Source organism: Brucella sp. H1_1004, from assembly GCF_047308065.1.
In the GTDB taxonomy this organism is placed as follows: Bacteria; Pseudomonadota; Alphaproteobacteria; order Rhizobiales; family Rhizobiaceae; genus Brucella; species Brucella pseudogrignonensis_B.
In genome coordinates this window covers 141,517-165,249 of the sequence record NZ_JAYKZA010000001.1, presented here as the reverse complement: position 1 = coordinate 165,249, position 23,733 = coordinate 141,517, and the positions used below count along the sequence as shown (strand labels likewise).

The following is a 23,733-nucleotide window of genomic DNA, read 5'->3' as shown; positions in this document are numbered from 1 at the left end:
AGAGAAGATGAAAGTTCAGGGGGCAGACATGAGCGATACAGTGCAGGAAAAGACTGGCTTGATCGTCAATGCAGACGGTAAAATGCGTTGTTTCTGGCCGGGCGAATTGCCTGATTATATCGCTTACCACGATAATGAATGGGGCGTGCCTGTTACGAACGATCATCGCCTGTTTGAGAAGATTTGCCTTGAAGGTTTCCAGTCTGGCCTGTCGTGGCTGACGATCCTGCGCAAGCGTGAGAATTTTCGCGCAGCCTTTGATGGCTTCGATTTCAATCGTGTCGCACTTTATGACGATAAGGATATTGAACGTCTGCTCGCTGATAAGGGCATAGTGCGTCATCGCGGTAAGATCGTTTCCACCATCAACAATGCAAATCGTGCTATTGAACTGGTGAAGGAAAAAGGCTCTCTGGCCGCTTACTTTTGGTCGTTTGAACCGGGTGCGGAGGATCGCCCTGCCGTGGTCGATTATCCGACGCTTATTGCCAATCCAACAACGGCGACCTCAACGCGTATTTCCAAAGACCTCAAAAAACGTGGTTGGTCTTTTGTCGGGCCGACAACAGTCTATGCCTTTATGCAAGCCATGGGGCTGGTGAATGACCACATCGAAGGCTGCCATTGCCGCCCTTATATTGAAGACTTAAGAACGTCGTTTGAGCGTCCTTAGGCGTTGATTGCGTTTGCATTATTTTTCTGGCAGAAAGCGGCGACAGGAGAAACAAATGGATCTGGCGTCGCTGGCAGTCTTTGCTGGAATTTTGATGGTTGCAGCCGGTACGCCGGGTCCAAACATTGGAGCGCTGGTCGCGCGCGTTATCAGCCGTGGCCATAAGGGCGTGTTTCCCTTCATGGTCGGACTCTGGATCGGTGATGCCGTCTGGTTGTCACTCGCTGTCTGGGGGCTTTCAACGCTGGCGCAGAATTTCCACACAGTCTTTCTCGTGCTTAAATATGCTGGCCTCGTCTATCTGGCTTATCTCGCCTGGAAAATGTGGTTTGCGCCTGTTAACGATCTTACCAATGACGCAATCATCCCGCGTCGCAATGAGGCAGGCGGCCTTTTCCTGAGCGCTCTGGCGATCACGCTTGGCAATCCGAAAATCATGGTTTTCTATGTTGCCATCCTGCCGACTGTAATTGATCTAACCGGCGTTTCGATCCTCGGCTGGGGCGAATTGTTGCTGGTTATGTTCATGGTTCTGGCCGTTGTTTACAATGCATGGGTGTTGCTGGCCGTGCAGGCACGTCGCTTTTTGCGCACCCCGCGCATGGTCAAGATCGCCAACCGCACCTGCGCCGGAATGATGGCTGGCGTGGCCGTTGCCATCGCCACGCGTTAAGCGCGTCTTTTTAAAGCTCTTCCTGCACTTGCCGCACCCCGTTTGATGGGGTAGGAAACCGGCAATGAATTTGCCGGTTTTTTCTGGCGTAATATGAACAAAATCAGTGATCAGGCGGGAAAAATGGCCGACAAAGCGGACAAGATGAAGGCACGGTTGCCACGTGGGTTTGTCGATCGGGTGCCGGATGATCTGCGCGCCACCGAAAAGATGACCGCGACCATCCGCGAAGTTTACGATCTTTATGGCTTCGAGCCTGTGGAAACGCCGCTTATCGAATATACCGATGCACTCGGAAAATTCCTGCCCGATCAGGATCGTCCGAATGAAGGTGTATTCTCGTTTCAAGATGATGACGAGCAGTGGCTGTCGCTTCGCTACGATCTGACTGCGCCGCTAGCACGGTTCGTGGCGGAAAACTACGAAAGCTTGCCGAAGCCCTATCGCAGCTATCGCAATGGCTGGGTGTTCCGCAACGAAAAGCCGGGTCCAGGTCGTTTCCGCCAGTTCATGCAGTTCGATGCCGATACGGTTGGCGCGCCAAATGTCTCGGCTGATGCCGAAATGTGCATGATGATGGCCGACACGGTTGAACGCCTTGGCATTCAGCGCGGCGATTACGTGATCCGCGTCAACAACCGCAAGGTTCTCGATGGTGTGCTCGAAGCCATCGGCCTTGAAGGTGATGCGAATGCTGGCAAGCGCCTCAACGTGTTGCGTGCCATCGACAAGCTCGACAAGTTTGGCGCTGAAGGCGTTCGTCTTTTGCTGGGCAAGGGCCGTCTTGACGAGAGCGGCGATTTCACCAAGGGCGCTGAACTGTCCGATGCGGCTGTGGAAAAGGTTCTCGCCTTCACCGCTGCGGGTGGCGCAACCGGTGCTGAAACCATCGCCAATTTGCAGGCTGTTGTTGCTGGTAACGCTAAGGGCGAAGAAGGCGTGAAAGAGCTTTCCGATATGGAAGCTCTGTTCGACGCTGGTGGCTATGAAGGTCGCGTGAAGATCGATCCTTCGGTCGTGCGTGGTCTCGAATATTATACCGGCCCTGTTTTTGAAGCCGAGCTTCTGTTTGATGTCACCAACGAAGATGGCCAGAAGGTTGTGTTCGGCTCAGTTGGCGGCGGCGGTCGTTATGACGGTCTGGTTTCGCGTTTCCGTGGCGAACCCGTTCCGGCAACCGGCTTCTCCATCGGCGTTTCGCGCCTGATGACGGCGCTGAAAAATCTCGGCAAGCTTGATGTGTCCGATGTTGTTGGTCCCGTCGTCGTGCTGGTCATGGACAAGGACGCTGCAAGCCTTGGGCGCTATCAAAAGATGGTTTCTGATCTGCGTCAGGCTGGTATCCGCGCCGAAATGTATGTCGGCGGTTCCGGCATGAAGGCGCAGATGAAATATGCAGACCGTCGTGATGCGCCGTGCGTGATTATTCAAGGTTCGCAAGAGCGTGAGGCTGGCGAAGTTCAGATCAAAGATCTGATTGAAGGCAAGCGCATTTCTGCCGAGATCGAAGACAATGCAACCTGGCGCGAAAGCCGCCCGGCGCAGGTCACGGTCAAGGAAGAGGGGATCGTTGCGGCAGTGCGCGAAATCCTAGATGCGCAAGCTCGCGATCGCGCACAACAGTCGAAGTGACGGATAATATGGTCGGTCAACGTACATCTTTGGTCTTCACGACGCTTCGCGGACAGCTTGATGCCAGTGAAGCTGAGCTTGTCGATATACCGCTGATCCAGCCTGCCGATCCGTTCCTGGACATGGCGGGCGAAGATTTGCGTCGCCGTATCTTTCTCACCGAAAATGAAAATGGCGACAGCCTTTGCCTGCGCCCGGAGTTTACCATTCCGGTCTGCCGCAATCACATTGCGCTCAATGCAGCAACCCCGAAGCGTTATGCCTATCTGGGTGAGGTGTTTCGTCAGCGTCGCGATGGCGCGGCTGAGTTTCTTCAGGCAGGGATCGAGGATCTCGGTGCAACAGACGAAGCAGTATCGGACGCGCGTTCGATTGCTGATGCGTTGGCCTGTGTTCATGCCGCAGCGCCCAATGCCAAGCTTGAAATTGTGCTGGGTGATCAGTCCGTTTTTGCAGGTATGCTGAAAGCCTTGGGGCTTCCGCAAGGATGGCGTAAAAAGCTGCTGCGTGCCTTTGGCGATTCCCGTACAATGGAAGCAGCTTTAGCCGAGCTGACTGGCGAACAGCGTACTGACCCGTTGCCGGAACATCTGGCCGGGCTTGTGGCTCAAGGGGACGAGGCAGGGTTGGCACGTATGCTGGAAGCAGAAATGCTCGAAGCTGGCATGTCGCCGGGCGCGGGACGCACACCTGCGGAAATCGCCCGACGTCTGATCGAGAAGGAAGATCTGGCCGCGGCCCGTTTCACTTCATCTGCACTCGATGTGCTGAAGCGTTTTCTTTCGACACGCGTTTCTCTCGAAACAGCAAGCATTACACTGCGCGCTTTTGCTGCTGATAATGCGCTTGATCTGAGCGCTGTCCTGCAAAAGTTTGAAGCGCGCACGGATGCGATCATTGCAGCCGGTATTCCTGCCGAAGACATTGTCTACGATGCGTCTTTCGGACGTCCGCTCGATTACTATACGGGCCTTGTTTATGAAATCCGTCAGGCGGGCGGCGACAAAGATAAGGTGCTGGCCGGTGGCGGTCGTTACGATCGGCTGTTGACCATGCTTGGTGCTTCCGAAAACATTCCGGGCGTTGGTTTTTCAATCTGGCTCGACAGGCTCGAGGCACTGAGCGGAGAACAATCATGACTGTAACGCTCGCACTTCCGTCCAAGGGACGGCTGAAAGAGCAGACGCTCGCCGTGCTGGAAAAGGCCGGATACAAGGTTGTTCTGCCAGATGACTCGCGCAATTACCGCGCGCGGGTTGATGGTGATAACGATCTCGACATTCTGTTTTTGTCGGCGTCGGAAATTGCACGTGAACTTGGCTATGGCAGCGTTGATCTGGGCGTGACGGGTGAAGACCTTGTTCGTGAAACGCTCGCCCATGCCGATGAGCGCGTGTCGATTGAGGCAGAGCTTGGTTTTGGCCATGCGGATGTTGTGGTTGCTGTGCCTGAAGTCTGGCGCGATGTGACGACCATGGCCGACCTTGATGATGTGGCTGCCGATTTCCGCCAGCGTCATGGTCGCCGTCTGCGCATTGCCACGAAATACTGGCGTCTGACACAGCAGTTCTTCTCACAGAAGCACGGTATTCAGGTCTATCGCATCGTTGAAAGTCTGGGTGCAACCGAAGGCGCGCCTGCGGCGGGTTCGGCAGATATGATTGTCGATATTACCTCGACCGGCTCAACGCTGACTGCAAACAAGCTTAAAGTGTTGGAAGATGGCATTATCCTGCGTTCGCAGGCTTGTCTCGTTTCAGCACGTCGCAGTGAAGCCAATGCAAAAGTGGCGGAGGTTGTTTCGCGTATTCGCAACGGTTTGGCTGGCTAATAGTATAATGGTGAATTTAAAAAGCCGGTCTGAGATTCAGACCGGCTTTTTTGTTTTAATTTTTCGGCTTGCTGCCAATCAAGCCGTAATAGGCGATGTAGATGTAGCAGATGATTGGCATCAGGAATGCCAGATGAATGCCGACTTTATCTGCCAGCGCGCCCTGAATCAGTGGGATGATCGCGCCACCCACTATGGCCAGACACAGAATGCCCGAACCCTGACTGGTGTGTTTTCCAAGACCATGCAGCGCCAGGCTGAAGATCGTCGGGAACATGATCGAGTTGAATAGACCGATTGCGAGAACCGACCACATCGCGACATGTCCTGTGGTTGCAACGGTGATAAGCAGCAGGATGATGGCCACGAGCGCATTGAAAGCCAGCGCCTTGCCGTCATCAATATAGCGCATGGCAATTGCACCGATAAAGCGTCCGAGCATTGCACCGCCCCAGAAATAGGAAACGTAATGTGCCGCCTCAGACTCTGCCAGACCCGCAACATTGGGATCATTGAGGAAGTTGACGAGGAAGCTGCCTACGCTGACCTCTGCACCGACATAGACGAACAGGCCGATCGAACCCAAGACCAGATGGCGATATTGCCAGGCTGAGCCATCTTCCTTGGTCAGGACCGCTTCTTCTTCCTGAACGTCAGGTAGCTTCAGGATCGCGAAAACGATTGCAAGAACTGCGAAAGCCAATGCGAGCATGAGATAAGGGAACTGAACGGCATCTGCTTGTGCAGAGCTTGCCGCATCGCTGGTGGCTGCAGACAGGATCAGGAGTGCGCCGAAGGATGGGGCGACGGTTGTCCCGAGAGAGTTGAAGGCCTGTGTCAGCGTCAGACGGCTGGCCGCTGTTTCAGGTTTGCCGAGAATAGTGACATAAGGATTTGCGGCCACCTGAAGGATCGTGACGCCTGAAGCCAGCACGAAAAGCGCGCCGAGGAAAAGTCCATAAACGCGATAGGATGCCGCTGGAATGAACAGCGCACAACCAATGGCTGCAATCACCAGGCCGGTCACAATACCCCATTTATAGGAGATGCGTTTCACGAGTGCGCCAGCAGGCAGCGAGACGATGAAGTAAGCGCCGAAGAAGCAGAACTGGATCAGCATCGACTGGAAGTAGTTGAGCTGAAAAACGCCCTTGAGGTGTGGTATCAAAATGTCGTTGAGACACGTGATAAAACCCCACATGAAAAAGAGCATGGTAAGGCTGGCAAGTGCAAAGCTGTAATTATTGCCCTGATGGGTAGCAGCACGAGGCTGACTGTTCGTTGTGGGGGAAACGGCCATTTTTTCTCTACAAGCTAAGTTATGAGACTTGTCTGGGAGCAAGACAGGTCTATCAAAATGAAAATAGGCGGTTGCATTATCTTACAAGTTCGCCCGACGCAATATTACCGCAGCTCAAGTAACAGTTCTGTGTCTTGATAGGGCTGATGCTAAAAAGCCGTGCTGATGAAGCACGGCTTTTCAAAGTCAGGCATGAGAGCGGGAATTAGCCACGCTTTGCGTCGATCGAGATCGAGCCTGCGCCCTGCAGTGCGAGAAGGATAAGGCCACCAGCGATGGCGAGGTTCTTCTGCGCCATCAGAGCATTCATGCCTTCGGCGAAGTTCATGTGAGCAACGAGTGTCGCGCCGATGGTGAACAGCGCAACGATTGCAGCAGCAATACGGGTCTGGAAACCGACAAGAATGGCAAGACCGCCGACAAACTCAACCAGACCAACGATAACAGCTGTTACAGTTGGAACCGGAAGACCCAGGCCAGCAAAATAACCAGCTGTGCCGGAAATCGCAGTCAGCTTACTGAAACCAGCGAGAATGAACAGGATGGAAAGGAAGACGCGTGCGACGAGCGTCGCAAGACCGTTGCTCTGAGGAGTAATCGAGGACATTGTTGGTATCTCCAAATGAATATGAGCTACGAGTTAAACGGTTAGAACTGTCAAGGAAAGATAGATATTCCTCGACAGTTTGTTCGATTATCGTGAACAGTTATTCCGGAGCGATCATCTTCTCTGCGCGGACAAGACGTTCATAGTCTTCTTCCGAGACATGCCCACTCTTTAATGCTTCTTCGCGCAAGGTCGTACCGTTTTTATGTGCGGTCTTCGCAATCTTGGCGGCATTGTCGTAGCCGATGGCGGGAGCCAAAGCGGTGACGAGCATCAGCGAGCGATCAAGAAGATCCTTGATACGATCTTCATTGGCTTCAATGCCCTCCACGCAATGATCTGCAAAGGAAACCATGGCGTCGCTCAGAATTCGGATCGACTGCAGCACGTTATAGGCAATGACCGGCTTGAAGACGTTTAACTCGAAATGACCTTGGCTTGCAGCAACCGTCACAGTTGTTTGATTGCCAAAGACCTGTGTTGCAACCATTGTCAGAGCTTCAGCCTGCGTCGGATTAACCTTTCCGGGCATGATCGATGAGCCGGGTTCATTTTCTGGCAGTGAAAGTTCACCGAGGCCCGAGCGCGGGCCAGAGCCGAGGAAACGAATATCATTTGCGATTTTGAAGAGATCAGCGGCCAGCGCGTTGAGGCTGCCGTGGAAATTTGCAAGCGCACCATGGCTGGCAAGAGCCTCAAACTTGTTTGGCGCGGTTTTGAAGCTGAGGCCAGTGATTTCGCTCACTGCATCGGCAAAGCCGGTATCGAAGCCCTTCGGTGCATTGAGGCCGGTACCCACTGCGGTGCCGCCTTGCGCCAGCAGGAAAACGTCGGCGAGCGACTGTTCAATGCGATGACGCGCATATTCAAGTGCTGCGCGATAGCCAGAGAATTCCTGACCGAGTGTGACCGGCGTTGCATCCTGAGTATGGGTGCGGCCAATCTTGATGATGTGCTCGAACGCGTCTTCCTTATCCTTGAGCGCTTTGGTGAGGCGTGTCAGAGCAGGATAGAGGCGTTGAACAGTTTCAACCGCCGTCGCGATATGGATTGCAGTCGGGAAAGTGTCATTCGAAGACTGGCTCATATTGACGTGGTCATTGGGATGGACTGGCTTTTTCGAACCTAGCTCGCCGCCCAGAAGCTCAATTGCTCGATTGGAAATAACTTCGTTCGCGTTCATGTTCGACTGCGTACCAGAGCCAGTTTGCCAGACAACCAGCGGGAAATGATCATCAAGCTTGCCTTCAATCACTTCTGAAGCAGCAACGGCGATGACCTGTCCCAGAACCGGATCAAGCTTGCCAAGCGCAATATTGGTTTCAGCTGCCGCGCGCTTCACAACGCCCAATGCATGGACGAGGGGGAGGGGCATACGCTCGCCACCAATTTTGAAGTTTTGCAAAGAGCGCTGAGTTTGCGCACCCCAGTAACGATCCGAGGCAACGTCGATCGGTCCGAACGTATCTGTTTCGGTACGCGTGGCAGTCATTTTCAGTCTCCGGCTCTGGTTTCAGGTAGGAAGCGCCTATCTGTCGATTCGAGAATAACAGCATTGGGAAATTATGGGCTACGCAATGCATCTATGGTAACGCTTTAGCGCATATTTCAATCTGATTTAATCAGATCGAAATATGCGCTAAATTTTCATTTTAACGCGCATCTTTTCCAAAAACCGCTTCACACTTTTTGGGATGCGCTCTAACACGTAACCATTTGATAAAATATGATTATAAAAGTCAAATTTTATTGAGTGTTATACCGTATCAAAATCTAGTTATCATCGCTGTCGTCATCACCGTCATCGGTTTCCGAAATCCACGCAGTCGGCTCGACTTTTTGCTGTGTCTTACTATCGGTGAAAATCCACCAGCCAGTGTCCGTTTCATCCCAGTCACCGCCGCCGGCTTTCAGCTTATCGAGCGAGCGATACTGGCCAACCGACTCATTGCGCTGATCGTCGTCATCGATCCAGACCACGGTTATTTTGCGACCATCTTGTGGAGCAGTCGCTATCGGTAGTTCTTTGCGCATATGATTATCCAATCTCAGTTAAGTTCAGATAATCATAGGGCGAAACGGCATTGCGACAAGCCGGGATAGCCCGGCTTGTCATCAATTAATTATCCGAGGCGAGCGGCCTTCAAAGCATGGCCCCACCATGCCAATTGATCGAGCATGTTCTTGGCCGCTTCAGCAAGATGCGGGAAGTCATCCAGCGTGTTCTCCTTTTTGACAACTGCGAGGTAGTCCGGGAACAGGATATGGACGCCAGTCTTGACCGACATGGATGACATCTCAACTGCGATCATCCGCAGCTGTTCAACCGCGCGTGCACCACCAACGCCGCCATGACCGACAAAGCCCATCGGCTTCTGAATCCAGTCACCATAATCGATGGCGTTTTTCAGAACCGCCGTCGGCGCATGGTTATATTCGGCAGCAGTCAGGATATAAGCGTCGAACGCGCGAAGCTTGGTTTTCCACTTGTCGGCGGTCTCCGCCTGTGCGGTTGTCGTTGCACTATCGCCATAAAAGCCCATCGGATAATCGGCAAGATCGAGAACTTCAACGTCGAACTCAGGGCGTTCAGCGGCAACCTTCGCGATCCATTCTGCCGATACAGGCGAGAAGCGCTGTTCACGGGTGCTGCCGATAATCACAGCGACTTTTAGCTTGCTCATGGGTGTTTCCTTTTTGATGGTAACCAATGGAAACTGAGGCTATACTGGTGACTGGATATAGCGCAAGGAGGCACTTTTATGAAACCCGGTGACTTCAAGGAAACCAGTGCTTGCAGGGCTGTGACCGATATTTTGTCGCGCGTGGGTGATAAGTGGACAGTTCTGGTTGTGAGTTATCTTGGCAATGGTCCAATGCGATTTAATGAAATCCGCCGCACAGTTGATGGTATTTCACAGAAAATGCTGACGACAACGCTGCGGAATCTGGAGCGGGACGGGTTTGTCTCGCGAACTGTTTTCCCGACGATCCCGCCCAAGGTGGAATATGAATTAACCGATCTGGGCCGCGATTTGCTGAAGCCTGTCCGTGCTTTGGGTGAATGGGCCATTGCCAATGAAGCGCATGTCATGATGGCGCGGGTGCGTTATGACGCGCGTGCGTCGGGCCGCGATTATAATCAGGCTGAAGCTGCGGAATGAGCAGTCGATGAGCCTTATAGTGTAAAAGTGGAAAGGCAGGCTCGCGCCTGCCTTTCCTGTTGCCTGAGACAGGACTTCCAAAGTGCGGGGGCAAACAGGAAGTCCATCTCGTATCGATAGCGATTGACCATGAAAACTGCAGAATGTAAATCAGAAAATGCTAAAATAATCGCAGCTTCCTTAGTAAAGCCTGCGATAGGTAAATTTTCTATAAATCACAAAGAGTTACACAATGTAAGAAAAGCAATCGAAGACTGCTTTTCTCCCAATTTTATACCTTAAATCTTGTTCGTCACTTGCTGTGTGAAGAAGTGACGAGTTTTAAAAAAGGCATAAAAAAAACCTCCGGCCCAGACCGAAGGTTTTTCTTTTACAAGCCGTATTGTCGCGGCCGCACAGGCGAAGTCGCCTGTGCTGCGCAATACTCGGATGGATTTCTTAGAAATCCATGCCGCCCATGCCGCCCATACCGCCAGGCATGCCAGCAGGAGCTGCATCCTTCTTAGGCAGTTCAGCAATCATGGCTTCAGTCGTGATCAGGAGACCAGCAACCGATGCTGCATTCTGCAGAGCGGTGCGAACAACCTTAACCGGGTCAACAACGCCAGCCTTGATCAGGTCGCCGAATTCGCCATTGGCTGTGTTGTAGCCATAGGTGTCCGAGCCGTTTTCAAGGATCTTGCCAACGATAACCGAAGCTTCTTCACCAGCATTGGTCGTGATCTGGCGAGCAGGAGCCTGCAGAGCGCGACGAACGATGTTGATGCCAGCTTCCTGGTCAGGGTTTGCACCCTTAGCAGCGATCTGCGACGAAGCGCGGAGCAGAGCAGTACCACCACCAGCAACAATACCTTCTTCAACCGCAGCGCGGGTTGCGTTCAGAGCGTCGTCAACGCGGTCCTTCTTTTCCTTAACTTCGATTTCAGTTGCACCGCCAACGCGGATAACTGCAACGCCACCAGCGAGCTTAGCAAGACGTTCCTGAAGCTTTTCGCGGTCGTAATCAGAAGTGGTTTCTTCAACCTGCTGCTTGATCTGGGAAACGCGTGCGTCGATTTCAGCCTTCTGGCCTGCACCGTCAACGATCGTGGTGTTTTCCTTGGTGATCGAAACTTTCTTCGCACGGCCGAGCATGTCGAGCGTAACGGTTTCAAGCTTGATACCGAGATCTTCGGAGATAACCTGACCGCCGGTGAGGATCGCGATGTCTTCGAGCATTGCCTTGCGGCGATCGCCGAAGCCAGGAGCCTTAACAGCAGCAATCTTCAGGCCGCCACGCAGCTTGTTGACAACGAGCGTTGCAAGCGCTTCGCCTTCTACGTCTTCAGCGATGATGACGAGTGGCTTCGAGGTCTGAACAACAGCTTCGAGCACTGGCAGAAGAGCCTGCAGGTTCGAAAGCTTCTTTTCGTGCAGAAGGATGTATGCGTCTTCGAGATCAGCAACCATCTTGTCTGGGTTGGTGACGAAGTATGGCGACAGGTAGCCGCGGTCGAACTGCATGCCTTCAACGACTTCGAGTTCGGTTTCAGCGGTCTTGGCTTCTTCAACCGTGATCACGCCTTCGTTGCCGACTTTCTGCATCGCTTCAGCGATCATCTTGCCGATTTCGGCTTCGCCGTTAGCGGAGATGGTGCCAACCTGAGCAACTTCTTCCGAAGTGTTGATCTTCTTGGCCTTGCCGAGAAGGTTTGCAACAACTTCAGTGACTGCGAGGTCGATACCGCGCTTCAGGTCCATCGGGTTCATGCCGGCAGCAACAGCTTTTGCGCCTTCCTGAACGATAGCCTGGCCGAGAACCGTCGCAGTGGTCGTGCCGTCACCAGCAGTGTCGTTGGTCTTGGAAGCAACTTCGCGCAGCATCTGTGCGCCCATGTTTTCGAACTTGTCTTCGAGTTCGATTTCCTTAGCGACCGATACGCCGTCCTTGGTGATGCGTGGAGCGCCGAAGGACTTGTCGATAACAACGTTACGACCCTTAGGGCCGAGCGTTACCTTAACAGCGTCAGCGAGGATATCGACGCCGCGCAGCATCTTTTCGCGCGCTGTGCGACCGAATTTTACGTCTTTAGCAGCCATTTTACTCTCCTGGGAAATGTCCCGGTCAGATTATGGTGAATTGAAATTCAGGCGGTAACTAAACTCTGGCTTCGCCGATACCGGCGCGAGCCCGAAAAATTAGCCAACGATGCCCAAAATGTCGGATTCTTTCATGATCAGCAGATCTTCGCCGCCGATCTTAACTTCTGTGCCCGACCATTTGCCGAACAGAACCTTGTCGCCAGCCTTCACTTCGAGAGCGATCAGCTTGCCTGCTTCGTCACGAGCGCCAGCGCCAACAGCGACGATTTCGCCTTCCTGTGGCTTTTCTTTAGCGGTGTCCGGGATGATGATCCCGCCAGCGGTCTTAGCTTCCGATTCAACGCGACGAACGACGACGCGGTCATGAAGCGGGCGGAACTTGATATCAGCCATGGTATAACCCTTGGTGTTATAGACGTTGAACCCTGTTAACGGATCGAACCGATCCGCGCTTGTTAGCACTCGATCTATCTGAGTGCTAACGTACCCAAGAGATAGAATTGGTCTTATTCTTTGTCAAGGATCGTTGCCGTTTTTTGACGAAAGCAAAAAATAATTTTTGCTTAATGGAGATTTCGCGCTGTGAAAGCCCGATGGCGTCGCATGTGGGGACTATACTGGCGTGTGGCAAGGCAGGCGGAAAAATATCCACCAACCCATGGCTACTTGCAGGGTTATGGTCAGGAATCGGTCAGTTTGGTTAACGATGTCTGTGCCCGGTCAAGCCTGATGGGGGAAGGCCAGGATTGAACACAATCCGTTCATTTGGACGCAGAGCGTTGCAAGCGTGGTGACAGAGCGGGCTCATTCTTGTAGAGGAAACCGCATGGTGCGCTTGCGCATTGTCCGACTTAACCGGCAAGAGGCCGGACCCAGCATATTGAGGAAAACAATGAAGCTGCCTGAACGCCTGGACGATCTGACGGATGGATATGATGCGATCTTCTGTGATGTCTGGGGTGTTTTGCACAATGGCGAAGTGGCTTTTGCAACTGCGGTCGCAGCACTCAAGCGCGCGCGCGCCAAGGGCATTACGGTTATTCTCGTTACCAATGCGCCGCGTCCGTTTGGCAGCGTGATCGCACAGATGACGCTGCTTGGCGTGCCGGAAGACGCCTACGACCGTGTTGTTACATCTGGCGATGTCACCCGCGATCTGATTGTCGAAGGCCCGCGCAAGATTTTCCATATCGGCAGCGAGCGCGAATTGGCGATCTATGAAGGCCTCGATGTCGAACTGGTCGAAGAGTTTGAAGCCGCTGGTGTCGTCTGTACCGGACTTTATGATGACGAAACCGAAACACCAGAAAATTACGCGGAATTGCTTCAACGCCTTCGCTCACGCAACCTGCCTCTGATTTGCGCAAATCCCGACATTATGGTTGAGCGCGGTCCGCGACTCATCTGGTGCGCGGGTGCGCTGGCGCGTGAATATAGCCAGCTCGGCGGTCGCACACTAATTGCCGGCAAGCCGCATCGTCCGATTTATGAAGCGGCTTCAAAGGCGGTCGAGGAAATTCGTGGTCGTCCCGTTGATAAGTCCCGTATACTGGGCATCGGCGATGGTGTGCTGACAGACGTAAAGGGCGCTGCGGATTACGGTCTTGACGTACTCTATATTTCCGGGGGCGTTCATGCTGCCGATTATACGTTGGATGGGAATGTTGATCTCGAGAGAATGACTGCTTTCCTGCAAAAACATGGACATTCTCCAATCGCCTCGCTTTATGCTCTTGTCTGATACCTGTTTCGAGAATCTGCTTCGATCATGACAAAATCTGCTTTTCAGCGTCTTTCAGGAACAGATGCATTGCCGCCTACGCTGCGTAATTGCGTGGTGGCGATTGGCAACTTCGATGGTGTTCATCGCGGTCATCAGGCTGTCCTTGAACGCGCGCTGGAATTGGCAGATCGCGATAATTTGCCCGCAGTGGTGCTGACCTTTGAGCCGCATCCGCGCAGTTTCTTTAAGCCTGATGAGCCGGTCGAGCGGTTAACTGATGCTGCCGAAAAAGCGGAAATCCTTCGGTTCATGGGTTTTAACGCCGTGGTCGAGCAGCCGTTTACGGCTGAGTTCTCGGGCCAGTCCGCTGAGGATTTTGTGCGTAATATCCTCGTCGATCGGCTGCATGCCAGCCGTGTCGTGACTGGCTACGATTTTCATTTCGGTAAAGGTCGGCGCGGTACACCGCAATTTTTGGAGCAAGCTGGCCAGTCTTCGGGCTTCAGCGTATCTCTTGTGGATGCATTTAGCGACGAGGGGGGCAACCTCGTTTCCTCGACGCGTGTTCGCTCGCTCTTATGCGCTGGCGAAGTGGCAGAGGCGGCGGGTCTGCTTGGTTATCGCTATCGTGTGAGTGGCGAAGTCATCCATGGTCAGAAGCTTGGCCGCACCCTTGGTTTTCCAACCGCCAACATGGTGATCGACGATCATGTCAGTCTGAAGCACGGTATTTACGCTGTGCGGTTCCGCCGAGCAGATGGCGTACTGCATGACGGCGTTGCCAGCTTTGGCCGACGTCCAACAGTGGCAAGCGATGGCAAGCCGCTGCTTGAAACCTTTGTTTTTGATTTCACCGGCGATCTCTATGGAGAAATCGTTGAAGTGTCGTTCTTCGGCTATTTGCGCGGTGAAGTGAAATTCGATGGTCTTGATCCGCTGATTGCGCAGATGAAGCGCGACGAAGAAGAATCACACGCGATTTTGGCGGGTGCAAAACCTTTGTCAGAACTGGATCGACTTCTGTCATTTCCAGCATATTAGTGTTTACTTGCAACACTTGGATAAATATGTGCTGATGTTTCTACCTTTGATTTAAGTTTAATTTTACATATTCCGTTCAACAGTAATAAATATCCCTAAATTTTATGGGGAACTGTTTTCGGAGTTTCATGTGACGCGTATTGTCTCTCTCGCCTTTGTTACAGGCGCCGCACTGTTCGTTGGTCCTCTTTCGGTCATTGCCGCAGATATGCAGCAGACAGATGTTTATGTGACTCAGGAAGTGAAGCCTGCCCGTAAATATCCATGGTCGGGCGATTGGTATCTCAAGATCGGCGCAGCCGGAATGATTGCGCCGAAGTTTGAGGGATCAAACAAGTACCGCTTTTCAGGACAACCATTGATTTCTCTTGGCCGTCAGGGTGAAGCAGAGCGTTTTTCATCGCGCAATGACAATGCGGCCTTTGCTTTCATCGATACGGATCGTTTCCGTGCCGGTGCAGTCGGCAAGCTGATGTTCAAGCGAGATACCGATATTGACGGTCTGCATGAAACGAAATTTGGTGGTGAAGCCGGTGGTTTCGTTGATGTCTATCCAACCGACTGGCTGCGCGTTCGCGGCGAGGTGCGCCACGGTATCCGTGCGCATAAGGGCGTTGTAGCTGATATTGCGGCGGATGCGTTTTATGACGTGACGCCTGTTGTGCGCATTTCGGCTGGCCCGCGCGCAACCTTTGCTTCCAAAGATTATATGCGCACTTACTATGGTGTGACGGCTGAAGAAGCTGTGGCTTCTGGCCTGAAAGAATATCGCCCGGGCGGCGGTTGGGAATCAGTCGGCGTTGGAGGTGCTGTTACCTGGCGCGCAACTGACAAGATCGATACGAGTCTTTTTGCAGAATATAATCGTCTTCAGGATAAAGCCAAAAACTCCAGCATCGTGAAAGATCATGGTTCACCGAACCAGTTTACAGTCGGCGTATCTGCGACTTATCGTTTCGATTTCTCGCTGGATTGATCAAACTAAGCCAATCTGTAAAGTTTTCAATCTGTGAAGTTTATTGGGGCAGGGCTGCAAGTTTATTGCGCCCTGCCTCTTTATTCCTGCGAAGGTCATTGCTAAAAGCGTGTTCATGATGACGGATTTTCGGCAAATTATTGCGGCCATACGAATTATTGGCCCGGCCTTCCTCTAAGCCTTGATGGCGTTGCGTGAATTGCAATGCATGGCAGGAAGGTCCGGGAACGACCGGCTATGCCTCGCAACTTTCTAAATATTCAAGCATTTTTACCCGCCACATTGCCGTGCGGGATTACAGGCAAATGATAAAATGACCGACACGACCGCCAAGATCGATTATTCCAAGACGCTCAATCTTCCGCAGACCGAATTTCCGATGCGCGCAGGCTTGCCAGCTCGCGAGCCGCTTTTTGTGCAGCGCTGGGAGGAAATGAACCTCTACAAGAAGCTACGCGAAGATGCGAAAGACCGTCCGCTTTATGTTCTGCATGACGGCCCTCCATATGCAAATGGCAATATCCATATCGGCCATGCGCTGAACAAAATCCTCAAGGACGTCATCACGCGCTCTTTCCAGATGCGCGGCTTCAACTCGAATTATGTGCCGGGCTGGGATTGCCATGGCCTGCCGATCGAATGGAAGATCGAAGAAAAATATCGCGCGCAGGGCAAGAACAAAGACGAAGTCGCAATCAACGAGTTCCGCAAGGAATGCCGTGATTTTGCAGCTGGCTGGATCAAGGTTCAGTCTGAAGAGTTTAAACGTCTCGCAATCTGCGGCGATTTTGAAAATCCCTACACCACGATGAACTTCCATGCGGAAGCCCGCATCGCAGGCGAACTCTTGAAGTTCGCAGCCTCCGGCCAGCTCTATCGCGGTTCAAAGCCTGTTATGTGGTCGGTGGTCGAACGTACAGCGCTGGCAGAAGCTGAAGTTGAATATCACGACATTGAGTCGGATATGATCTGGGTTAAGTTCCCGGTCGCAGGAACGAATGATCTTTCCGGGAGCTCGGTCGTTATCTGGACGACGACTCCATGGACCATTCCGGGCAACCGTGCGGTTTCCTATTCAAACCGCGTTGCTTATGGCCTTTATGAAGTCGTTGCTGCTGAAAATGATTTCGGCCCGCAGGCCGGAGAAAAGCTGATCTTTGGCGATAAGCTCGCTGAAGAATGCGCAAAGAAGGCGAAGCTTGAATTCAAGCGTTTACGGGATGTGTCGTTCGAAGAATTGGGCGCAGTTACACTCCATCATCCGCTCAAAGGCTTTGCCGGTGGATATGAGTTCGTGGTTCCTCTTATCTCTGGCGATCATGTCACCGATGATGCCGGTACGGGCTTTGTACACACGGCACCGAGCCATGGCCGCGAAGACTTTGAAGCATGGATGGATGCGGCGCGTGAACTTGAAGCGCGCGGGATTGATTCAAGCATCCCGTTCCCGGTTGGCGATGACGGCTATTACACCAAGGACACTCCGGGCTTTGGCCCTGATCGTGAAGGCGGTCCCGCACGCGTTATCGACGATAACGGCAAAAAGGGTGATGCGAACGAATCTGTCATTAAGCAGCTGATTGCGCATAACAATCTGTTTGCGCGCGGACGTCTCAAGCACTCTTATCCGCATTCGTGGCGTTCCAAGAAGCCGATCATCTACCGCAACACGCCACAATGGTTTGTCTATATGGACAAGAACCTTGGCGATGGCACCACGCTGCGTTCGCGTTCGTTGAAAGCGATTGAGGAAACTCGTTTCGTACCTGCTGCTGGTCAGACGCGTCTGCGCGCAATGATCGAAGGCCGCCCGGATTGGGTGCTTTCGCGTCAGCGCGCATGGGGCGTGCCAATCTGTGTGTTTGCCGATGATGAAGGCAATATCCTGCAGGACGATGCCGTCAATAAGCGCATTCTCGAAGCTTTCGAGGAGGAAGGCGCTGACGCATGGTTTGCCGATGGCGCACGTGAGCGTTTCCTTGGCAACCGTGCTGATGAAAGCTGGACGCAGGTTCGTGATATTCTTGACGTTTGGTTCGACTCGGGTTCGACGCATACATTCACGCTGGAAGATCGTCCGGACATGAAATGGCCTGCCGATGTTTATCTGGAAGGCTCGGATCAGCATCGCGGCTGGTTCCACTCGTCGCTGCTAGAAAGCTGCGGAACGCGTGGCCGTGCGCCTTACAATGCTGTTGTTACCCACGGTTTCACCATGGATGAGAACGGCAAGAAGATGTCGAAGTCACTCGGAAACACTGTGACGCCACAGGACGTGATCAAGGATTCCGGCGCCGATATTCTGCGTTTGTGGGTCATGACGACCGACTATTGGGAAGATCAGCGCCTTGGCAAGAGCATCATCCAGACCAATATCGACGCTTATCGAAAGCTGCGTAACACGATCCGCTGGATGCTTGGCACGCTTGCCCATGATGAAGGCGAAACACTGCCGCATGCGGATCTGCCTGAGCTTGAGCGTCTGATGCTGCATCGTCTGGCTGAACTTGATGAAGTTGTACGTTCCGGTTATGACGCGTTTGATTTCAAGCGTATTTCCCGCGCTTTGATCGATTTTATGAATGTCGAACTCTCGGCTTTCTATTTTGATATCCGCAAAGATGCGCTTTATTGCGATGCGCCGTCGAGCTCCCGTCGTAAGGCTGCCCTTCAGACAGTTCGTGCGATTTTTGATCGTGTGACCACATGGCTCGCACCAATGCTGCCTTTCACCACGGAAGAAGCATGGCTTGATCGTTATCCGAACGCGGCTTCGGTGCATCTGGAGCAGTTCCGCACCACTCCTGGCGAATGGCGCGATGATGTGCTGGCTGAAAAGTGGCGCAAGGTTCGCAATGTCCGTCGCGTCGTTACGGGTGCGCTCGAACTGGAACGCGCAGACAAGCGCATTGGTTCTTCACTCGAAGCGGCGCCGGTCGTTTACATTGCTGATAAGAGCCTGGCCGATTCGCTTGACGGCTTGGATTTTGCTGAAATTTGTATCACGAGTGGCATCTCGCTTACCGATGCTGCAGCGCCGGCCGAAGCGTTCGTGCTTGATGATGTCAAGGGCGTCGCTGTGGTGCCTGTGCGTGCGGAAGGTGAAAAATGTGCACGCTCATGGCGCTATACGACAGATGTCGGATCTGATCCGGAATTCCCGGAAGTCTCGGCGCGTGACGCAGTTGCACTGCGCGAATTGAAAGCTCTTGGTAAGCTTTCAGTTTAATGATGAAAAGCCCGGCCATCGTTTGAGGTTCCGGGCTTTTCACCATAAGGCTTGCCTTATAAAGTGAGGTCATGGTGAAATGGCGGTTAATATCACGATTGCCCGTCGAGTTGCTCTCATGTAAAAGGCAATCTTTGAGATAAACTTGCAATCTGCCTTGGAGTTGCCGGTTTTCTGAGGCAGAGGTGTGAAAACGCCTCTGGCATAGAGAAAATCGACAGGCGTAAAAGAAGTGGCGCTTATGAAGATTGAAGGACGAGTTCTGGTATTGATGACGGCGGTTGCGGGTCTCGCACTGTCAGGCTGCGTGTCGTCGCCGACTTACGGGACCGACAAAACAGCGAGTGCTCAGCTTCTCGACGATATGTCGAATATGGCTAGCTTCGGTCAGGGCAAGAAAAAAGAGCGTATTGATTATAAGCCGCGTCCTGATCTTGTGCGTCCGGCACAAGGCGATAAGGGTGTTCTGCCAGCGCCGCAAGAGAGTCTAGCGAGTGCTGGTGATCCATCATGGCCAGAATCACCGGAACAGCGTCGCAAGCGTTTGCGTGATGAAATCACTGCAAATCGCGACAATCCGAACTTTGTTTCGCCGATTGAACAGGATGCGCCGATTGCCAGCAATGCAGGCAACCTTCCAAGTGGTAGCAGCCGTCGTGAAGAATTCGCGACGCGGACACCGACTGCAGACCCCGCTCGTGTGGCAGAGTTGAAAAAAGCGCGGGAGCAGCAGGCTCAGGGTTCATCCTCGACGCGTAAGTACCTCAGTGAACCGCCATTGGCTTATCGTCAGCCAGCGTCTACTGCATCTGCAGGTGAGCTTGGACAGGATGAGGCTCAGAAAGAGCGCGAGCGCAAGAAAGCCGCTGGTGGCGGTGGCAAGAGCTGGCGCGATATGCTGCCTTGGAATTGATTATATAAATCATCATCTGTTATAAGTTAGTCAGTCGGAAGTTAACTCTTCCGGCTGATTTTCATTATACTTGAACGAATATAATAAATTAGGATGTCAGTGCTGATGACTTTTATACATTAAATATTTTTAATGTCGGTTTTCATAAACAATATTTGATTTCAATCAAGGAAAACATTCTGGCAGGGCCATAGCCTGCTCTTTTTGGTATATAAGGTGCTTATTATGTATAAATCAAACCGCTTTTGGGACACTCCTGACGGATACGGGCTGGTCAGCCGTTGCTTCCACTGGTCTATGGCAGCACTTTTTGTCTGGCAGTTCACCTCAACCATTCTTCGCATATTCGCTAAGGATACTTTATTTTATAATTTTTTCTGGCCAACCCATTTTCAGGTCGGGTTTGCTCTTTTGGTTCTGCTACTTTTCCGGGGTGTTTGGGGGGTACTCAATTATTCCCGGCGACCGCATCATGCGGGGCTGACTGGCAAGTTTGCAGGCCTTGGCCATCTGGTGATTTATGCCCTTATGTTCGTCGTGCCTGCGCTGGCGCTGTTGCGCAGTTATGGCAATGGCCGTGGGTTCTCGTTTCTAGGTATAGAAATTTTTGCGAAAACTGGTGTTCAGGATGCGGCCCTGACTGCTCCCGCTAATGCTGCTCACGGCCTTTTGGGCTGGATTTTGCTGGCTATCATTGTTGGTCATGTGATTATGGCGCTGCTTCATCATTTTGTGCTGCGTGATGACACGCTGCGGCACATGACGGGACATCGCGTAACTAATTAAGTTGGTTCATCGTTTCTCGCGAAAGAATTCCCGGAGTAGGGTCTGAGAGTCTTCTTCCGAGAAACCGGTATAGACTTCAGGAATGTGATGGCATGTGGGCTGCGTATAAAAGCGCGGCCCATATTCAACTCCGCCGCCTTTAGGGTCTGCGGCCCCATAATAAAGACGGCGGATACGTGCAAATGAGATTGCGGCTGCGCACATCGCGCAGGGTTCAAGGGTGACATAGAGGTCGCAGTCGATAAGCCGTTCCGACTGGAGCGTTTCACCGGCCTGCCGGATCACAAGCACTTCGGCGTGGGCGGTGATATCGTTCAATTCTCGCGTCCGGTTGCCGGCGCGTGCAATGATTTCTCCGTCATGGACGAGTACAGCACCAATCGGCACCTCACCACGAGTGGCGGCAGATTTTGCCTCTTCAAGCGCAATATCCATAAACGTAGCGCCGTTTTGGGATGAAATATCTGCAACCTTTTTCAATCCAACCTCATTTCATGGCCGGTACAGGGAAATTTCGCTCGCAAGCTTATGAGCGATTTGTTACTGCATAAGTCACGAAATCAAAACCGATTTGCGAACGGATTTATACAGCGCTCTTGACCGGACCGTCCTTTGCCAGCCCCCAGCGGCCAGAGACACCACGGCGGCGCTGCTGAGAGGCTAATATCAGATGAGTACAGAAGACGACAATAAGGGCGGTCGACGTCCTCCATTTGGACGCGAAGGTCGCGGAGATCGTGGTGAACGTTCGGGCAGTACGCGTGGTGAACGCGGTGAGCGTCGTCCGGGATTTCGCGAAGACCAGCCTCGTGAAGGTGGCTTCCGCGAAGACAGGCCGCGCCGCGACGATGACCGTCGCGCTCCGCGCAAGTTTGGACCGCGTGATGGGCAGGACAGTGAAGATAGCGGTGAACGCATCGCCAAGCGCTTAGCGCGTGCAGGCATCGCTTCGCGTCGCGAAGCTGAGACGATGATTGCGGCTGGCCGTATCACCGTAAATGGCAAAGTGCTTTCGACACCGGCTGTTAACGTCAAGCGCACGGATGTCATCACAGTTGATGGTAAGCAGCTGAAGCAGGCTGAGCGCACACGTCTTTGGCTCTATCACAAGCCTGCAGGTCTTGTGACGACCAACCGCGATCCCGAAGGTCGCCCGACTGTGTTTGAAGCGCTGCCAGAAGAAATGCCACGTGTGCTTTCTGTTGGCCGTCTCGATATCAACACCGAAGGTCTGTTGTTGCTCACCAATGATGGTGGGCTGTCGCGCGTTCTTGAACTGCCTTCAACGGGCTGGTTGCGCCGCTACCGCGTGCGCGCCCACGGCAAGGTTACGCAGGCGCAGCTTGATGAGCTTAAAAATGGCATCGCAGTCGACGGCATTTTCTACGGCAGCATTGAAGCGACGCTCGAGCGCGAGCAGGGTGCCAATGTCTGGATCTCGATTGGTTTGCGCGAAGGCAAGAACCGCGAAGTTAAGAATATTCTTGGTGCGCTTGGTCTGACCGTTGGTCGTCTGATCCGTGTTTCCTTCGGTCCTTTCCAGCTTGGCGATCTCGAGGAAGGCGGCGTGCGCGAAATTCGCGGTCGTATTCTGCGCGATCAGCTTGGCGAAAAGCTTGTTGAAGAATCGGGTGCTGACTTTGATGCGCCAATCGTCAATGAGTTCTCGAACGCGGTCGTTCAGGGGCGTACTGCACGTGAGATGGAACAGCGCGAGCCGGAAGAGGAGCGTCGTCGTCCGCAGCGCGAGTGGATTTCCAGTCAGCCCGAACGCCGCAAGCCAAAAGAAAAGAAAGACGACAAGATTGAACCGCGTCGTCGCGGCGGTGTGAATGTCTGGATGGCGTCTGGTGCACGTCCACAAGGCGAAAAAGCAGCCGCGGAAAAAGCAGCACGCGCAACGGCACGTGGTGAGCGCGCAAGCCGTTCCGATGGTGATTTCAAGTCGCGTCCACGTCGTTTCGAGGATGGTGATCAGCGCCGCGAAGAAGGTCGTGAAGATCGTCCACGTCGCTTTGATAAGCCAACTGGCCGTCCAGAGGGCCGTTCGGAAGGACGTCCGCCGCATCGTGGTCCGCGCAGTGAAGGTGACTTCCAGTCACGTCCACGCCGTTTCGGCGATGGCGAGCAGCGTCGTGATGAGGGGCGTGAAGAGCGTCCGCGTCGCTTTGAAAACCGTTCGGAAGGGCGTTCCGAAGGTCGGTATGAGCCGCGCACACCGCGCCCAGAGGGTCGCAGCGATGACCGCAAGCAAGAGCGTCGTCCGGGTAAGCGCGAGCGCGCTGAACTGAAGGCGGAGGGCGGCGAAAGATCATCGGGCGGTTATGAAGGCCGTGGCTTCGGTAAGCCTTCTGGCCCCCGCAATGGCGCACCACGTTCCGGTGAAGGTCGTGGTCCGTCAAAGGGCCCGGGTGGTTTCGGCAAGGGACCAGATCGCGGCGGTTCGGGCGGCAATAGGTCGAATGATGGAAAGCCACGCGGTGGCAAGCCTGGAGGCAATGGTGCGGATCGTCGGCGGTAAATTCCGCGGGCGAGCGCTCGTTACACCCACAACAAATGCGATCCGTCCCACGACGGATCGCACCCGCGAAAGCCTCTTCAATATTCTTGCGCACAGCTTTCCCGAAAAGGTGGATGGCGGTCGTGTTCTTGACCTGTTTGCTGGTACGGGCGCGCTGGGCCTTGAAGCCCTTTCGCGCGGTGCGCGCTATGCGGTTTTTGTCGAAGAATCGGCGGAAGGTCGCGGTATTCTGCGACAGAATATCGAAGCTTTCGGCCTGCAGGGCCAGACAAAAGTGTTGCGCCGTGACGCCTGTAAGCTCGGTGAAGCTGGCACAATGGAGCCTTTCGATCTGATTTTTGCTGATCCGCCTTATGGACGTCGCATGGGCGAGAAAGCACTTTTATCAGCACTGGAAGGTGGTTGGCTTAATCCTGACGCACTTATCGTGCTTGAAGAGGAAACTGAAGCTTCGCTTGAGCTGGATGAACGATTCGTTGTGCATGAAGAGCGCAATTATGGTGGCACCATCATTCGCCTTATCCAATTGAAGCAAGGCTGAAAAATTGGCCTGCCCCGGAGACGGGACAGGCAATGATATTT

At 53.3% G+C, this 23,733-nt stretch carries 22 protein-coding genes; 14 read left to right on the top strand and 8 right to left on the bottom strand.

The window, feature by feature from the left end; translation table 11 throughout:
- Nucleotides 1–28 precede the first annotated feature (28 nt).
- The 5 genes from U2P60_RS00800 (at nucleotide 29) to hisG (ending at nucleotide 4,809) form a co-directional block, all read left to right on the top strand.
- Nucleotides 29–673 carry a DNA-3-methyladenine glycosylase I gene (locus U2P60_RS00800; protein WP_413570828.1) on the top strand — a complete coding sequence of 215 codons (645 nt, stop codon included), beginning with the start codon at nucleotides 29–31 and terminating at the stop codon, nucleotides 671–673.
- A gap of 55 nt (nucleotides 674–728) precedes the next feature.
- Nucleotides 729–1,346 carry a LysE family translocator gene (locus tag U2P60_RS00795; protein ID WP_313828819.1) on the top strand — a complete coding sequence of 206 codons (618 nt, stop codon included), beginning with the start codon at nucleotides 729–731 and terminating at the stop codon, nucleotides 1,344–1,346.
- 123 nt (nucleotides 1,347–1,469) lie between these two features.
- Complete coding sequence (gene hisS, locus U2P60_RS00790; protein WP_413570827.1) at nucleotides 1,470–2,978, top strand: histidine--tRNA ligase; 1,509 nt, start codon at nucleotides 1,470–1,472, stop codon at nucleotides 2,976–2,978.
- Nucleotides 2,979–2,986: 8 nt separating this feature from the next.
- Nucleotides 2,987–4,117: an ATP phosphoribosyltransferase regulatory subunit gene (locus U2P60_RS00785; RefSeq protein ID WP_413570826.1), complete on the top strand. Its 1,131-nt coding sequence runs from the start codon at nucleotides 2,987–2,989 to the stop codon at nucleotides 4,115–4,117.
- Complete coding sequence (gene hisG, locus U2P60_RS00780; RefSeq protein WP_413570825.1) at nucleotides 4,114–4,809, top strand: ATP phosphoribosyltransferase; 696 nt, start codon at nucleotides 4,114–4,116, stop codon at nucleotides 4,807–4,809. Before U2P60_RS00785 ends, hisG begins: the two co-directional genes overlap by 4 nt.
- A 55-nt stretch (nucleotides 4,810–4,864) precedes the next feature.
- Here hisG and U2P60_RS00775 read toward each other — a convergent pair whose 3' ends face one another.
- The 5 genes from U2P60_RS00775 to U2P60_RS00755 form a co-directional block, all read right to left on the bottom strand.
- Entirely contained in the window at nucleotides 4,865–6,109 is a 1,245-nt protein-coding gene (locus U2P60_RS00775; RefSeq protein WP_413570824.1) for a sugar MFS transporter, read from the bottom strand.
- A 205-nt stretch (nucleotides 6,110–6,314) separates the two neighbouring features.
- A complete protein-coding gene (locus tag U2P60_RS00770) occupies nucleotides 6,315–6,716 on the bottom strand; it encodes a DoxX family protein (protein ID WP_413570823.1) in 402 nt (133 codons plus the stop codon).
- A gap of 100 nt (nucleotides 6,717–6,816) precedes the next feature.
- Nucleotides 6,817–8,208, bottom strand: a complete 1,392-nt coding sequence (gene fumC, locus U2P60_RS00765) for a class II fumarate hydratase (protein WP_313828811.1) — start codon at nucleotides 8,206–8,208, stop codon at nucleotides 6,817–6,819.
- A 281-nt stretch (nucleotides 8,209–8,489) separates the two neighbouring features.
- Nucleotides 8,490–8,750: a hypothetical protein gene (locus U2P60_RS00760; RefSeq protein WP_313828810.1), complete on the bottom strand. Its 261-nt coding sequence runs from the start codon at nucleotides 8,748–8,750 to the stop codon at nucleotides 8,490–8,492.
- A gap of 89 nt (nucleotides 8,751–8,839) precedes the next feature.
- Nucleotides 8,840–9,400: an NADPH-dependent FMN reductase gene (locus U2P60_RS00755; RefSeq protein ID WP_413570822.1), complete on the bottom strand. Its 561-nt coding sequence runs from the start codon at nucleotides 9,398–9,400 to the stop codon at nucleotides 8,840–8,842.
- 78 nt (nucleotides 9,401–9,478) lie between these two features.
- Between U2P60_RS00755 and U2P60_RS00750 the strand changes: the two genes are divergently transcribed.
- On the top strand, nucleotides 9,479–9,880 hold the full coding sequence (locus tag U2P60_RS00750) for a winged helix-turn-helix transcriptional regulator (RefSeq protein WP_413570821.1): 402 nt from the start codon (nucleotides 9,479–9,481) through the stop codon (nucleotides 9,878–9,880).
- Between the two features lie 438 nt (nucleotides 9,881–10,318).
- On the opposite strand, the gene groL is transcribed toward U2P60_RS00750, so the two are convergent.
- Together groL and groES are read right to left on the bottom strand one after the other, a co-directional pair.
- Nucleotides 10,319–11,959, bottom strand: a complete 1,641-nt coding sequence (groL, locus tag U2P60_RS00745) for a chaperonin GroEL (protein WP_313828807.1) — start codon at nucleotides 11,957–11,959, stop codon at nucleotides 10,319–10,321.
- 99 nt (nucleotides 11,960–12,058) lie between these two features.
- Nucleotides 12,059–12,355: a co-chaperone GroES gene (groES, locus tag U2P60_RS00740; protein WP_006472506.1), complete on the bottom strand. Its 297-nt coding sequence runs from the start codon at nucleotides 12,353–12,355 to the stop codon at nucleotides 12,059–12,061.
- 499 nt (nucleotides 12,356–12,854) lie between these two features.
- Between groES and U2P60_RS00735 the strand changes: the two genes are divergently transcribed.
- The 6 genes from U2P60_RS00735 (at nucleotide 12,855) to U2P60_RS00710 (ending at nucleotide 20,630) form a co-directional block, all read left to right on the top strand.
- On the top strand, nucleotides 12,855–13,703 hold the full coding sequence (locus tag U2P60_RS00735; RefSeq protein ID WP_313828806.1) for a TIGR01459 family HAD-type hydrolase: 849 nt from the start codon (nucleotides 12,855–12,857) through the stop codon (nucleotides 13,701–13,703).
- A gap of 27 nt (nucleotides 13,704–13,730) precedes the next feature.
- Nucleotides 13,731–14,726 carry a bifunctional riboflavin kinase/FAD synthetase gene (locus U2P60_RS00730; RefSeq protein ID WP_413570820.1) on the top strand — a complete coding sequence of 332 codons (996 nt, stop codon included), beginning with the start codon at nucleotides 13,731–13,733 and terminating at the stop codon, nucleotides 14,724–14,726.
- Nucleotides 14,727–14,934: 208 nt separating this feature from the next.
- Nucleotides 14,935–15,702 carry a MipA/OmpV family protein gene (locus U2P60_RS00725; protein WP_413571951.1) on the top strand — a complete coding sequence of 256 codons (768 nt, stop codon included), beginning with the start codon at nucleotides 14,935–14,937 and terminating at the stop codon, nucleotides 15,700–15,702.
- A 313-nt stretch (nucleotides 15,703–16,015) separates the two neighbouring features.
- Entirely contained in the window at nucleotides 16,016–18,931 is a 2,916-nt protein-coding gene (gene ileS, locus U2P60_RS00720) for an isoleucine--tRNA ligase (protein WP_413570819.1), read from the top strand.
- A gap of 241 nt (nucleotides 18,932–19,172) precedes the next feature.
- Entirely contained in the window at nucleotides 19,173–19,844 is a 672-nt protein-coding gene (locus U2P60_RS00715) for a hypothetical protein (protein ID WP_313830014.1), read from the top strand.
- A gap of 225 nt (nucleotides 19,845–20,069) precedes the next feature.
- On the top strand, nucleotides 20,070–20,630 hold the full coding sequence (locus U2P60_RS00710) for a cytochrome b (protein WP_413570818.1): 561 nt from the start codon (nucleotides 20,070–20,072) through the stop codon (nucleotides 20,628–20,630).
- Nucleotides 20,631–20,636: 6 nt separating this feature from the next.
- Here the strand turns inward: U2P60_RS00710 and U2P60_RS00705 are convergent, their stop codons facing one another.
- On the bottom strand, nucleotides 20,637–21,065 hold the full coding sequence (locus tag U2P60_RS00705) for a nucleoside deaminase (RefSeq protein WP_409558691.1): 429 nt from the start codon (nucleotides 21,063–21,065) through the stop codon (nucleotides 20,637–20,639).
- Between the two features lie 235 nt (nucleotides 21,066–21,300).
- Here U2P60_RS00705 and U2P60_RS00700 point away from each other — a divergent pair, with 235 nt between their 5' ends.
- Complete coding sequence (locus U2P60_RS00700; protein WP_413570817.1) at nucleotides 21,301–23,151, top strand: pseudouridine synthase; 1,851 nt, start codon at nucleotides 21,301–21,303, stop codon at nucleotides 23,149–23,151.
- Nucleotides 23,132–23,692, top strand: a complete 561-nt coding sequence (gene rsmD / locus U2P60_RS00695) for a 16S rRNA (guanine(966)-N(2))-methyltransferase RsmD (protein ID WP_310015998.1) — start codon at nucleotides 23,132–23,134, stop codon at nucleotides 23,690–23,692. The genes U2P60_RS00700 and rsmD overlap by 20 nt, the downstream gene beginning before the upstream one ends.
- The last annotated feature ends 41 nt before the right edge of the window (nucleotides 23,693–23,733 follow it).